Annotated in this window: 11 protein-coding genes; 9 read left to right on the top strand and 2 right to left on the bottom strand. The window is 58.2% G+C overall.

Annotation, left to right across the window (positions count from 1 at the left end):
* Nucleotides 1–278: 278 nt before the first annotated feature.
* The 5 genes from HEP82_RS16400 (at nucleotide 279) to HEP82_RS16380 (ending at nucleotide 6167) form a co-directional block, all read left to right on the top strand.
* The gene (locus HEP82_RS16400; RefSeq protein ID WP_192459074.1) at nucleotides 279–821 is read left to right on the top strand and encodes a YagU family protein; all 543 of its coding nucleotides are present in this window, start codon (nucleotides 279–281) and stop codon (nucleotides 819–821) included.
* Between the two features lie 242 nt (nucleotides 822–1063).
* The gene (locus HEP82_RS16395; RefSeq protein WP_192459073.1) at nucleotides 1064–2689 is read left to right on the top strand and encodes an ABC transporter substrate-binding protein; all 1626 of its coding nucleotides are present in this window, start codon (nucleotides 1064–1066) and stop codon (nucleotides 2687–2689) included.
* A complete protein-coding gene (locus tag HEP82_RS16390; RefSeq protein WP_192459072.1) occupies nucleotides 2667–3632 on the top strand; it encodes an ABC transporter permease in 966 nt (321 codons plus the stop codon). Before HEP82_RS16395 ends, HEP82_RS16390 begins: the two co-directional genes overlap by 23 nt.
* The gene (locus HEP82_RS16385; protein WP_192459071.1) at nucleotides 3622–4485 is read left to right on the top strand and encodes an ABC transporter permease; all 864 of its coding nucleotides are present in this window, start codon (nucleotides 3622–3624) and stop codon (nucleotides 4483–4485) included. The genes HEP82_RS16390 and HEP82_RS16385 overlap by 11 nt, the downstream gene beginning before the upstream one ends.
* Nucleotides 4482–6167 carry a dipeptide ABC transporter ATP-binding protein gene (locus tag HEP82_RS16380; protein ID WP_192459070.1) on the top strand — a complete coding sequence of 562 codons (1686 nt, stop codon included), beginning with the start codon at nucleotides 4482–4484 and terminating at the stop codon, nucleotides 6165–6167. Before HEP82_RS16385 ends, HEP82_RS16380 begins: the two co-directional genes overlap by 4 nt.
* On the opposite strand, the gene rhaR is transcribed toward HEP82_RS16380, so the two are convergent.
* Nucleotides 6141–7031, bottom strand: coding sequence for an HTH-type transcriptional activator RhaR (gene rhaR / locus HEP82_RS16375; protein ID WP_192459069.1), 891 nt, complete (start codon nucleotides 7029–7031; stop codon nucleotides 6141–6143). The two genes, HEP82_RS16380 and rhaR, sit on opposite strands and share 27 nt — an antisense overlap.
* 72 nt (nucleotides 7032–7103) lie before the next feature.
* Nucleotides 7104–7949 carry an HTH-type transcriptional activator RhaS gene (gene rhaS / locus HEP82_RS16370; RefSeq protein ID WP_192459068.1) on the bottom strand — a complete coding sequence of 282 codons (846 nt, stop codon included), beginning with the start codon at nucleotides 7947–7949 and terminating at the stop codon, nucleotides 7104–7106.
* A 334-nt stretch (nucleotides 7950–8283) separates the two neighbouring features.
* Between rhaS and rhaB the strand changes: the two genes are divergently transcribed.
* From rhaB to rhaM, 4 genes are all read left to right on the top strand, one after another.
* A complete protein-coding gene (gene rhaB / locus HEP82_RS16365) occupies nucleotides 8284–9756 on the top strand; it encodes a rhamnulokinase (RefSeq protein WP_192459067.1) in 1473 nt (490 codons plus the stop codon).
* Nucleotides 9753–11009 (top strand): L-rhamnose isomerase, encoded by a 1257-nt coding sequence (locus HEP82_RS16360; protein ID WP_192459066.1) that lies wholly within the window; start codon nucleotides 9753–9755, stop codon nucleotides 11007–11009. Before rhaB ends, HEP82_RS16360 begins: the two co-directional genes overlap by 4 nt.
* 13 nt (nucleotides 11010–11022) lie before the next feature.
* Nucleotides 11023–11847, top strand: coding sequence for a rhamnulose-1-phosphate aldolase (gene rhaD, locus HEP82_RS16355; protein WP_192459065.1), 825 nt, complete (start codon nucleotides 11023–11025; stop codon nucleotides 11845–11847).
* 64 nt (nucleotides 11848–11911) lie between these two features.
* The gene (gene rhaM / locus HEP82_RS16350; RefSeq protein ID WP_192459064.1) at nucleotides 11912–12226 is read left to right on the top strand and encodes an L-rhamnose mutarotase; all 315 of its coding nucleotides are present in this window, start codon (nucleotides 11912–11914) and stop codon (nucleotides 12224–12226) included.
* Nucleotides 12227–12780: the final 554 nt, after the last annotated feature.

Below are 12780 nucleotides of genomic sequence, written 5' to 3'. Positions count from 1 at the left end.
AAATAGTTTATATAGTTTATTCAACATGCTTGTTAAAGGGATGGAAACATTATTAATGGAAATATAATCCATCCGACAAACAAATAACCATAAGACCCGCCATCATTAGCAAACTATTTACATAGTCAATTTAAAACAAATAGATAGCGTGACGAAAAAATATAATCACTATATTATGACCTGGTCTGACATATAACAAGGCGCCTTTGGGCGGGTTATCGCCATCCTGGCAGATCAGATATTGTTTAACTCGTAGCGTTATTAAAGGAGAAATAATAATGCAGGCACGAACCGTTAAAGAAAAAATCATCCTGGCAATTATTTTGGGCATTATTGCGGGTATTATTTGCGCAATTGCGAAATTCGGCTGGGAAATACCTTTTCCTCCCAGAACCCCCGCCAGGGATCTCACCAACCCGCCACAACAGTTACTGCAACAATTGGGTATGTCTTTCGACATGTCGCATATCAGCTATCTGTTTAATGGCAACCCACGGCCGATCATGAGCTTTATCATGCATTTCGGTTTTTCCATTACGTTTACCGTTCTTTATACCGTCATCGCCGAATTCTGGCCGCGCATCAAATTGTGGCAAGGCGCCTTTTACGGTTTGGTACTGTGGGCGGTATTCCACGTCGTATTGCTGCCGCTGTTTGGCACCGTACCCGCGCCATGGGATCAACCGTTCGCCGAACATTTCTCCGAAATCTTCGGCCACATGTTCTGTTTCTGGGTAGCGGAACTGGCACGGCGCGATTTGCGCAATCGCATCACACATCAGGATGAAGACCGCGACCTGAAACTGCATACGGCGCACTAATTGGCGTTTACTGGGTGGGCCATTCACAACGTGACCCACCCTCTTCCCTCACCACCAGCGCTAACGTTATATCCCCTTCCGCCGAGGTTCATCACCTGCATCGACTTCCCCGGTGCCGACCGTGCATATAACTTTTTAATCACTAAACATAATTTTTTAGACTTTTACTCTATTCAACGTACTCCCCAAAATGAATTCGTCAGCAATACTTCCATAAAACAATGACGCAGAGGATTCAGGGAATGGCAATACGATCAACGACAACAGCCCCATTGAGAATGACATTGCTTGCCGCCGGTCTGGTTGCCGTGCTGGCCAGCAATTTTCCCGGCGCCCACGCCGCCGATGCGCCTAAGCCTGTCTCCGGCGGCACCCTGACGGTGGGTCTGGGCAGCGACACACCGGTTATCGATCCTTCCATTACCGCTTTCTCCGTGGCCGCGCTGGTTTCCCGCAATGTCGTGGATTCACTGGTCGGCCAGGCTGAAGACAATCGTTATACACCATGGTTGGCAGAACGCTGGGAAATCAACAGCGACAATACCCGCTACGTTTTCCATCTGCGTCAAGACGTCACCTTCAGCGACGGCACCAAGCTGGACGCCGCCGCCGTGAAATACAACCTGGACAGAATTCTCGATCCGAAAACCACCTCCAGTTACGCCAAATCGCTGCTAGGCCCGATCGACAGCGTGACCACACCCGACGACTACACCGTGATCATTAGTTACAAAACCCCCTTCGCGCCGCTGCTGCAAGGGTTGAGCCTGCCCTATCTGGGCATTCAGTCGCCGACTTATCTGAAGAACACACCCAACACCAGCAACACGGTGGTCGGATCCGGCCCGTTCATTCTGGAATCCTTCGTGAAAGGCAACGGCAGCAAGCTCAAAAAACGCCCGGACTACCATTGGGGCCCGGGTTACGCCGCACACACCGGCCCGGCTTATCTGGATCGGCTGGAGTTTAAATACCTGCCCGAACCGTCCGTGCGCCTCGGCGCACTCAACAGCGGCCAGGTGCAGGCTATCGATGCAGTGCCGCCCGCCAATATCGCCTCCGTGAAAAAAGACACACGGCTGAATGTCATCACGCGGGAAAACCCCGGCGTCAACCGCGTTCTGTATCTCAACACCACCCGCGGCCCCTTTGAAGACCTCAAGGTACGCCAGGCATTCCTGCGCGCCGTAGATGCAGCGTCGGCCACCAAAGTGGCGTTTTTCGGCGCGCTGCAACCGGCCAGCAACGTGCTTGGCCCATCAACGCTATACTACGATCCGACGGTAGCGTCGCTGTGGAAATTCGATCTGCAGAAAGCCAATCAATTGTTGGATGAAGCAGGTTGGAAAACCAAAGATAGCGAAGGCTACCGCACCAAAGACGGCAAACGCCTGAGCGTAGCGTTGCTCTACAGCACCAGTTCGGTGGAATCCACCGACATCACGCTATTCCAGGCGGTGCAATACCAGGTGAAGCAGGCAGGCTTCGATTTACAACTTAACCCAGTGGATAGCGGTACCTATACCAGCCGTAGCAACAACAACGACTATGACGCCGCGTCCAACTACTTTGTGCGCGCCGAGCCGGACATCCTGCGAACGGTGTTCGATTCCGCCTACATCCCGCCCAACGGCAACAACTTCACGCGCACCAGCGCGCTGGATGAGACGCTGAGAAAAGCAATCGGTGCGCCGGAGGCGGAACGTAAACAGCTTTACAGCGATATCCAGAAGACGCTCATCGAGCAGGCCTACGCGGTACCACTACTGGTTCCGGCCTACCAGCTGGGTCTGTCGAAAAAAGTACAGGGGATCAGCTGGGCCACCAATGCGAAACCGAACTTCTATGATGTCTGGATTAAACCGTAATTTGGCCGTAACGGCGCTACAACGTCTGTTCACCATCGTGGCTGTGCTCTGGGGCGCGGCCACCCTGACGTTTATCGCCGTCAAAATGATCCCCGGCGACCCGGTCGCCATCCTCAGCGGCGGTGAAAACGTGGTGGATGAAGCCTATCGGATGGCGCTGATCCATCAATTCGGACTGGATCAGCCGCTGTGGATGCAGTACCTGCGCTATTGCCAACAGGCATTGCAGGGCGATTTCGGCATCAGCTACCAGTATCGCCAGCCGGTACTGGATGTGGTCGGCGAAGCCATGCGTGAAACGGTAAAACTGGCGTTCAGCGCGTTGGTGCTGGCGCTGCTGCTGGCGACGCTCAACGCGCTGCTCACCGCCGGTCGCCACTATCGGCTGCGGGCGCTATTGTCCTGGCTGGAGCTGACGCTGCTCAGTACGCCGGTCTATTGGATCGGCATTGTGCTGCTGAGCCTGTTCAGCTTCCGCCTGCAATGGTTCCCGGTCACTGGCAACGACGGCATCGCCTCGCTGGTATTGCCGGTGATCACCTTAAGCCTGCCGATCGCGGCGCTGTTGAGCCAGGTGCTGCGCGATGGGCTGGAAGAGGCGCTATCGCAGCCGTTCGCGCTGACGGTGCGAACCCGCGGCGTCAGTGAAACCTGGTTGCGGTTCAAACATGGATTACGACACGGCGCGCTGGCTGCCGCCACCCTGACCGGCACGTTGCTGGCCAGCGTGTTGAGCGGCTCCGTCCTGACAGAAACCGTGTTTGGCCGCGCCGGCATCGGGCAGGTCACGCTACATGCCATTGAAAGCCGCGACATGCCGCTGGTGCTGGGGCTGGTGATGCTCTCCGCCCTGTTGTTTGTGGTGATTAACCTGCTGGTGGATGCCCTGTATCTGGTCATCGATCCGCGTCTGAGAAAGAAGGCGAACGCTCATGAGCAGTGAACCCCTGACGTTGCCGCGTACGCGAGTACGCACCACCTGGCGCAGTCCATGGCGGGCACCCGCTACGTTGCTGCCCGCCGCCGCCGTACTGCTGTTGGTGCTGGCGGTATTTTTCCCTGCACTCTTCACCCATCGTGCCGCCGATGAGATGGATATCAGCGCCGTACTGCAAGCGCCCGATGCGGCGCATTGGTTCGGCACCGATGCGCTCGGTCGGGATGTATTCGCCCGCGTGGTTCACGGCACGTCGTTGTCGTTGAGTATCGGCGTGGGCGCCATGCTGATCGCCTGCCTGGGCGGGATCCTATTCGGCACGTTGTCGGCGCTGGCGCCGGCCGCCGTACAGCGCGTACTGGTACGTCTGCTGGATATCATGCTGGCCTTCCCGGAACTGCTGCTGGCATTGCTGGTTATCGCCGTGCTGGGCCGTGGCCCGGAGAACACGCTGCTGGCGGTCGGGCTATCCGGCGTCGCCGGTTACGCCCGGCTGGTGCGTTCGCAGGTGTTACAGGTGAAGCTGTCCGGTTATGTGGAACACGCCATCGCGTTGGGCGAACCCCCGTTGTATATCATCGTCCGGCATATCATCCCCAACACGCTGCGCCCGCTATTGATCCTCGCCACCATCGGCGTCGGCCATGCGGTGCTTGCCGCTTCTGCGCTGAGTTTTCTCGGTCTGGGCGTCGTTCCCCCAACCGCGGAATGGGGAGCGCTGCTGGCGGATGGCCGCAATTTTCTGGATATCGCCCCTTGGGTTAGCCTGTTCCCGGCGACCGTCGTCGCCCTGTCGGTCATCGTCATCACCCTGCTGGGGCGTCGCCTGCAGGCTATTCTCGCCAGAGGGGAAGTATGAGCCAAACGACCACAGCGGCAACACCGCCGCCGCTACTGCGGGTCGCGAACCTGAACGTGACGTTCCCCAGCCCGACCGGGCCGGTGGAGTCCGTGCGCAATCTGTCGTTCCAGGTCAATCCCGGCGAGATACTGGCGCTGGTCGGTGAATCCGGTTCCGGCAAATCGGTGACGGCCCGGACGCTGGTCGGCCTGGCGGGCGAGCATTCGCAAGTGACGGCTGACGCCATCGAGTTGACGCGCCACGACGGTAGTCTCTGCGATTTACAAACGCTCGGCGATCGGCAATGGCGCCACATCCGCGGCCGGGAAATCGGCTTTGTTCTACAGGATGCGCTGGTCTCGCTCGATCCGCTGCGCAAAATCGGTCAGGAAGTGGCGGAGCCGCTGCTGACGCATAAACTGCTGCCGCGCGCCGAGGTTCCGGCCCGCGTGGCGGAACTGCTCCAGCAAGCCGGTATTCCCGAACCGCATATCCGCGCCGCCCAGTATCCGCACGAGCTGTCCGGCGGACTGCGCCAGCGAGCGCTGATCGCCACCGCGTTGGCGGGCGGCCCCAAACTACTGATCGCCGATGAGCCCACTACCGCGCTGGATGCCACCGTTTCCCAGCAGGTACTGAAACTGTTTACCGCGCTGGCGCAGGCTGGCCATGGCGTGTTACTGATTACCCACGATCTGGCGGTGGTGGCCCAAATCGCCGATCGCGTGATGGTGATGCAAAAAGGCGCACTGGTGGAAAGCGGCCCGACGCGCCAGATCCTGACGTCGCCGCAGCATCCCTACACCCATCGTCTGCTGGCGGCGATCCCGACTGCCGCTACGCGCGGGAACTGGCTGGCGGGCGAGAACCCGCTGAGCCAGCACGCCGCCACGCTGCTCTCTTCACTATCGGAACAGACCGAACGCCCCAGGCAGGCGCTGCGGGTGGATGGCGTCTCGGTCAGCTTCAAACGGCCGGACGGCAGCCGGATGACGGCGGTCAATCAGCTCTCGCTCGTGCTAGAACGGGGCGAAACGCTGGGCATCGTCGGCGAATCCGGCTCCGGCAAAACCACGCTGGGCAAAGTCATTTTGGCGCTACAACCGCCGGACAACGGCGAAGTCCTGCTTGGCGAACGCCCTTGGAGCGCGCTGCCCGAGCGAGAACGCCGCCCGCTGCGCGCCCGGATCCAAACCATTACGCAAGATCCGTTAAGCTCGTTCGATCCCCAATTCACCCTCGAGCAAATCCTGCAGCAACCCTTGCGGTTGCGACGCGACCTCACACCGGAAGCCCGTCGGCAACGCATTCTGGCGCTACTGGAACTGGTGGGATTATCGCCGACGCTGCTTTCCCGCCGGCCGCGTTCGCTGTCCGGCGGCCAACGTCAGCGTGTTTCCATCGCGCAGGCGCTGGCGGCGGAGCCGGAGGTGTTGATCTGTGACGAGCCGGTGTCGGCGCTGGATGTCACCACGCAGGCGCAGGTACTGGATTTGCTGGTGGCGCTGCAACAGAGGCTCAGGTTGTCGATGGTTTTCATCTCCCACGATCTGGGCGTGGTACAGCATATGAGCCATCGCATTCTGGTGATGAAAAGCGGCGACGTGGTGGAACGCGGCACGGTTGAGCAGATATTTAATCACCCCCAGCATCCTTACACGCGCCAGTTGCTGTCAACGGTTGCCGATATCCACGTCTGAACACGCCGTACCGGCAACGCTTCGAGTTTGAAAACGTTGCCGGTAACTGCTGGGCGTCACGCCGAACGCCTGATGGAATACCACTGAAAAATAGTTACTGTCGTCAAAACCACACTGCGCCGCCACTTCGCTGATGGTCTGACGGTCGTAACGCAACAGTTCCATCGCCCGGCACAGCCGTAGCTGGCGCAGATACTGCGAAACGCTCATACCGGTTTGCTGTTTGAAGCGACTGCGCAGGCTGCGCATGCTGAACCCATATTGCTGACAAAACGCCTCTAGCCGGAAAGGCTGGGCGATACTATCCCGTAACGCATTCATCAACAGGTCAAGCTGATGGGCATCCGCCAGTTGCGTCTCGCCGGGCGCGTGACGATAGCGCAGCGCCAGCAGTGCGATTTGCATCAGCAGCACTTCACTCAATTGCAACGACAGCGGATCGGACTTCATGCACTCCTGCGTCAAGGACTCCACCCGATCGCGGATAATCGCCATCCCTTGTTTCCCCAGCCGCCAATAGCGTTGCTGTTGCGCCACCCCACCGTCCGGCAGCAGGTTCTGCCAGTCGGTAGGCAAGGTCAGGCGCGGGCGAATATAGAGAATATTGTCCAGTTCCAGTTCATGGACGGATTCGTAGCTGTGGCGATCGTTGGCGGTTACATAAAACAGGTCGCCGCAGGTAATGCGATAGGGGACGTCGTTCCAGATATGCAGGCCGTTGCCACGCCAGACAATCACCAGTTCGTCGAAATCGTGATGATGAAGCGGGAACGCAGGCTGAGGGCTGCGTTCCGCCACCGTGACCGCATTTTTTTCGGTCAGGAAATAGTCTTCTGTTTGTAACTTCAGTCCGCGGGATTGCACGCTCTCTTACACCTGTCTCTGCCAGCGAGTGCCCGCCCCCGTCGCAACGGATCGCGTCTGACGGCGGGCTACCTACTGGATGGTTTCCTCATGCTGCGCCCGGTGACGCAGCGATTTGGGTGCCAACGAGAACGCCTTGCGAAACTGCGTCGAAAAATGGTTGCTGTCGCTAAAGCCGCAATCATGGGCGATGGTGGTGATGGAATCGTCGCTCTGCTGCAAACGACGGCGGGCTTCCAGCAAGCGCAGACGGTTCAGATAACGCTGCGGCGTCATACCGGTGTGCTGTTTGAGCTGCCGATGCATCGTGCGCAACGACAGCGAAAAACGCTCCGCCAACGCATCCCAGTTCACGTCCTCACAGAAATTATTCTGCAACCAGCCCAGCAACGCCTGAATCCCCTGCGCTGCGCTGCCGTCGCTCTGGGTACGGAACCCTTTTTGCCGCAACAGCACCAAAATCTGCAGGAACAGGCTTTCACTGGTAGCAATGTCCTCCGGACGCTCGCTACGGGCCTGCCCGGCCAGTTGCAAAATCAGCTGTTTTACCTGCTGCCGGGTTCCATTGTTGACCTGCCATTGCCCCAGCCATTCGCCGTTCGGGCCGTAAGGCAGAAACGGCGCGATGTCGGACAGAAAGCGAAAGCCGCGCGGCGAGCGATACAGCACGTTGGTCAGGTGCAGTTCCTCAACCTGCTCGAACAGGTGACGGTCGTTGTCACGCACGAAAAACACCGCGCCGCTGCACAACACATAGGGTTGATCGTTGAATACGTGCACCCCGGCACCCTGATCCACCACCACAATCTCCCAAAAATCGTGGTAATGCTCCGGAAATGCGCTCTGGGGCATACGAGGCTCCACCGCCACCGTCGTCGCCTGCGAAACAAAAAACTCATCGCCATGAAGTATCGTCATGTTGCCCCTCCGCCTGCCTCTATTGCCAGACTGTTACGCCGGTAAACCGATAGTCTGTGAACGATAGTAGCCAGTGCCGGGCACCCACGCCTTAAAATAGCGCCGCGCCCCGGCCGGAGTGATGTCATTTTTTCAAGATCGCGCCGTTAAATTACTGAAATGTGGTTAGGATCACAGGTGTTTTCCCCGCGCTTCTCACCCCGGAATGTGAGCGATTTCACAGCCAGCTTTGTCATTTTGCCAACCCGTTTTCACAGATGGCACTCACCCAAAGGTGCCCCCCGACTATCTTCCCTACACTGCCCGACATAATAGAACGACAAGGGAGCGGGCAATGGCGATAACACACAGCGTGGCGGTTGATCTCGGCGCATCCAGCGGAAGGGTAATGCTGGCGTCGCTGGACACGGACACCCGGCGTCTCTCGTTGGAGGAGATCCACCGTTTCAGCAATCGTCTGGTGATTGATCACGGGCATCACCTGTGGGATCTGGACGCGCTGGAGCGGCAGATTTTGCAGGGTCTAAATGCAGTGGATCGGCGCGGGATCCGGCCGGCCAGCATCGGCATCGACAGCTGGGGAGTGGATATGGTAGCGCTGGATCGACAGGGCCAGCGTATCGGGCCGCCCTATTCCTATCGGGATCACCGCACCGACGGCGTAATGGCACAGGTCATTGCCGATCTCGGACGCGACACGCTCTATCGTCACACCGGCATTCAGTTTCTGCCGTTCAACACCCTTTACCAGCTCTGGGCGCTGCGCCAGCAACAACCGGAAGATTGGGCGCAAATCGCGCACCTGCTGATGATCCCCGACTACTTTCACTATCGGCTGACCGGCAGGATTGCGAGCGAATACACCAACGCCACCACCACCCAGATGCTGAATCTGACCCGCGGTGACTGGGATCCGCTGTTGCTGGATTACCTCGGCATTCAGGCACACTGGCTGCCGGCGCCGAGCCAGCCCGGCGATCCTCTGGGCGACTGGCTCGCCCCCAGCGGCGCACGCATCCCAGTGATTGCCGTCGCCAGTCACGACACCGCCAGCGCAGTGGTCGCCACCCCGCTGAACGATGACGACAGCGCCTACCTCAGCTCCGGTACCTGGTCGCTTATCGGCATCGAAAGCCCAACGCCGTTCATCAGCGAACGCGCGATGGCTGCCAACATCACCAATGAAGGCGGAACCAACGGGCGTTATCGCGTCCTGAAAAACATCATGGGGCTGTGGCTGTTGCAACGTATCAGCCAGGAACAGCAGGTGAACGATCTGCCGGCGCTGTTGGAGGCGGCAGAACAGGAAACCGGCTTCGCCAGCCTTATCAATCCGAACGACGAGCGCTTCATCAATCCGCCATCCATGAGCGAGGCGATCCGCGATTTTTGCCGCGAGCACCGGCAACCGGTGCCGCAAACGCCTGCCGCGATGACGCGCTGCATCATGGATAGTCTGGCGTTCGGCTACCGGCAGGGCTTGCTGACGCTGGCATCGCTGCGTCAGTCGCCGATCCGCCGTCTGCACGTGGTGGGCGGCGGCGGCCAGAACCGGCTGCTGAATCAGCTTTGCGCCGATGTGTGCCAGATTCCGGTGGTGGCCGGCCCGGTAGAAGCCTCCACTCTCGGCAATATCGGCTGCCAGCTGATCGCCCAGGGCGAAGTGGCCGATCTGGCGGCGTTCCGCCGTTTGCTGCCCGACAGCTTCCCGCTGCAACACTATACCCCCCGTCAGGATATTGATTTCACTGGCCATTGGCGCCGTTTCCAGGCGCTTTGCCAGATTAATGAGGAACTCACCGTATGAATACAGCCATTGAAACCGCCTGGCGTCTGGCACAAGAACGCTATGCCAAACTGAACGTGGATGTGGACGCGGCCTTACGTCGGCTCGACCAGATCCCCGTTTCCATGCACTGCTGGCAGGGAGACGACGTCGCCGGTTTTGAACAGCAGGGTGGCGCATTGACCGGCGGCATTCAGGCCACCGGCAACTACCCCGGCAAGGCGCGCAACGCCGACGAACTGCGTGCTGATCTGGAACAGGCGCTGCGCCTGATCCCAGGCCCCAAACGCTTGAATCTGCACGCTATCTATCTGGAATCGGATACACCGGTGGCGCGTAACGCCATCGAGCCGCGCCACTTCAGCCGCTGGGTGGACTGGGCACGGGAAAACGCGCTGGGGCTGGACTTCAATCCGACCTGCTTCTCCCACCCGCTCAGCAGCGACGGCTTTACCCTGTCGCACCCGGATGAAAACATACGCCGTTTCTGGATTGAACACTGCCAGGCCAGCCGCCGCATTTCCGCCTATTTCGGTCGCGAGCTGGGCACGCCGTCGGTCATGAATATTTGGATCCCGGACGGCATGAAAGATCTGACCGTCGATCGTCTGGCGTTTCGCCAGCGCTTGTTGAACGCATTAGATGAGGTCATCGCCGAACAGCTGGATCCGGCTCACCACATCGACGCCGTAGAAAGCAAGCTGTTCGGGCTGGGCGCCGAAAGCTTCACCGTCGGCTCCAACGAATTCTACCTGGGCTACGCCACCAGCCGTCAGACCGCGCTCTGTCTGGATGCCGGCCACTTTCACCCCACGGAGGTCATCTCCGACAAGATTTCCAGCGCTAGCCTGTTCGTTCCCCGCCTGCTGCTGCACGTCAGCCGCCCGGTGCGCTGGGACAGCGACCATGTAGTGCTGCTGGACGATGAAACTCAGGCCATCGCCCACGAGATCGTGCGCCACGGCCTGTTCGACCGGGTTCATATCGGGTTGGATTTCTTCGACGCCTCCATCAACCGCATCGCGGCTTGGGTGATCGGCACCCGCAACATGAAAAAAGCGCTGCTGCGCGCACTGCTGGAACCGACCGACAGCCTGCGCAAACTGGAACAGGACGGCGACTACACCGCGCGTCTGGCGCTGCTGGAAGAACAAAAATCGCTGCCGTGGCAGGCCGTCTGGGAATACTACTGCCAGCAGCAGGACGTCACGCCGGGCAGCGAATGGCTGCAAAGCGTGCGCGAATATGAAACCACCGTCCTCCGTCAACGTTAAGGAACACTGTGCTATGCAATCCATTCTCTCTTCCTGGTTCGTCCAGGGCATGGTCAAAGCCACCGGCGACATGTGGCTCAAAGGCTGGGACGAACGCAACGGCGGCAACATCAGCCTGCGTCTGACGACCGAGGACATCACTCCCTACGAAAGCGATTTTTATCCCCAGCCGCGCCATGAAGCGCTGTCGCAGCCGATGCCCGAGCTGGCGAATGGCTGGTTTATCGTCACCGGCTCCGGCAAATTCTTTCGCAATGTGCAGCTAGATCCGGCGGAAAACCTGGTACTGCTGCAAGTGGACGCAAACGGCGCCGGCTACCGCATTTTCTGGGGGTTGACCGCCGGCGGCCTGCCCACCTCCGAACTGGCGGCGCACTTTCAGTCGCACATTGTACGCATCGGAGTCAGCGGCGGGCGCGATCGAGTCATCATGCACTGCCACGCCACCAACCTGATTGCCCTCAGCTACGTACTGGAACTGACCAGCGCTACGTTTACCCGCGAACTGTGGGAAGGCAGTACCGAGTGTCTGGTGGTCTTCCCTGACGGCGTCGGCATCGTTCCCTGGATGGTGCCCGGCACCGACGCCATTGGCGCCGCCACCGCCGAACAGATGCATCATCACTCGCTAGTGCTGTGGCCGTTCCATGGTATTTTCGGTACCGGCCCGTCACTGGACGATGCTTTCGGCCTGATCGATACCGCCGAGAAATCCGCGGAAATCATGGTGAAAGTCCGCGCGATGGGGGGGAAAAAGCAGACCATCAGCACCGAAGAGCTGATCTCGCTGGGCAAACGCTTCGGCGTCAACCCGATGGCGGCGGCGCTAAAACAGTAAGCCCTATCAACGCCATAAGGCGGCGACGCTGACAAGACGACGCCGCCTGAACAGGATATGCACCATGATCAGAAAAGCCTTTGTCATGCAGGTATTTCCAGAATGTCATGACGAGTATCAGCGTCGGCACGATGCCATCTGGCCGGAACTGGCGGAAGCACTGAAGTCGCACGGCGCGCACCACTACAGCATCTTCTTGGATAAGCAACGTCATCTGCTGTTCGGCTATGTGGAGATTGAATCCGAAGAGCGCTGGAATGCGATTGCACACACTGAAGCCTGTCAGCGCTGGTGGAAATACATGAAAGACGTAATGCCTGCCAATCCGGACGACAGCCCAATCAGCGAAGAATTACAGCCTGTTTTTTATCTTGAATAACCCATCGGCGGGCAAACCGCCGATATATCCACCACCGCCGTCCTCATTGATAAATCGTTATCCAATCAATATTGGAAATAAAATATTTTTATACGGCGAATAACCGATAAACGATTTTTTATCGTGTTATACCGACCCATCATACGTCACGTTGCAGGTGTGTTGGCTGCACTAGCTCACCCGAATCACATACCTGAGTCAGCTCATCGGGATTCACTCACTTGCCGCCGTCCTGCGGCGCGAATTATTTGGGGTATATTTAAATAAGCGCAAGATGAAATAAAAAAAACGGAATGCGATGAGACGCATAACACAATTGAGTAACCGCATGATCTATAAAAATGACTATTTTTGTCATGACACAATTCATAAGCAGATAAATATTGTTCGCCTGTCCGTCCAATACCCTTTCTTATCATGAAGATATTTTCTCTTATAGAATATAAAGACCCTGATTATTTATTAGGCCAATATTGATATATCAATCACACCCCAATCCATCGGCAATAAAGTTACCTCCCAGAATGCCGTTACTTGATGAATCCCTTCCCAGG

It is taken from the genome of Musicola keenii (genome assembly GCF_014855505.1).
GTDB classification, from domain to species: Bacteria; Pseudomonadota; Gammaproteobacteria; order Enterobacterales; family Enterobacteriaceae; genus Musicola; species Musicola paradisiaca.
Note: the sequence above shows the minus strand (reverse complement) of the source record. Positions and strands in the feature narration are given on the sequence as shown.

What these genes read in the sequence shown, in the direction of transcription:
- rhaB (WP_192459067.1), top strand. Translation starts at nt 8,284, where the DNA reads ATGGCGATAACACACAGCGTGGCGGTTGATCTCGGCGCATCCAGCGGA.
- HEP82_RS16360 (WP_192459066.1), top strand. Translation starts at nt 9,753, where the DNA reads ATGAATACAGCCATTGAAACCGCCTGGCGTCTGGCACAAGAACGCTAT.
- rhaS (WP_192459068.1), bottom strand. Translation starts at nt 7,949, where the DNA reads ATGACGATACTTCATGGCGATGAGTTTTTTGTTTCGCAGGCGACGACG.
- rhaD (WP_192459065.1), top strand. Translation starts at nt 11,023, where the DNA reads ATGCAATCCATTCTCTCTTCCTGGTTCGTCCAGGGCATGGTCAAAGCC.
- HEP82_RS16380 (WP_192459070.1), top strand. Translation starts at nt 4,482, where the DNA reads ATGAGCCAAACGACCACAGCGGCAACACCGCCGCCGCTACTGCGGGTC.
- HEP82_RS16385 (WP_192459071.1), top strand. Translation starts at nt 3,622, where the DNA reads ATGAGCAGTGAACCCCTGACGTTGCCGCGTACGCGAGTACGCACCACC.
- HEP82_RS16400 (WP_192459074.1), top strand. Translation starts at nt 279, where the DNA reads ATGCAGGCACGAACCGTTAAAGAAAAAATCATCCTGGCAATTATTTTG.
- rhaM (WP_192459064.1), top strand. Translation starts at nt 11,912, where the DNA reads ATGATCAGAAAAGCCTTTGTCATGCAGGTATTTCCAGAATGTCATGAC.
- HEP82_RS16395 (WP_192459073.1), top strand. Translation starts at nt 1,064, where the DNA reads ATGGCAATACGATCAACGACAACAGCCCCATTGAGAATGACATTGCTT.
- HEP82_RS16390 (WP_192459072.1), top strand. Translation starts at nt 2,667, where the DNA reads ATGATGTCTGGATTAAACCGTAATTTGGCCGTAACGGCGCTACAACGT.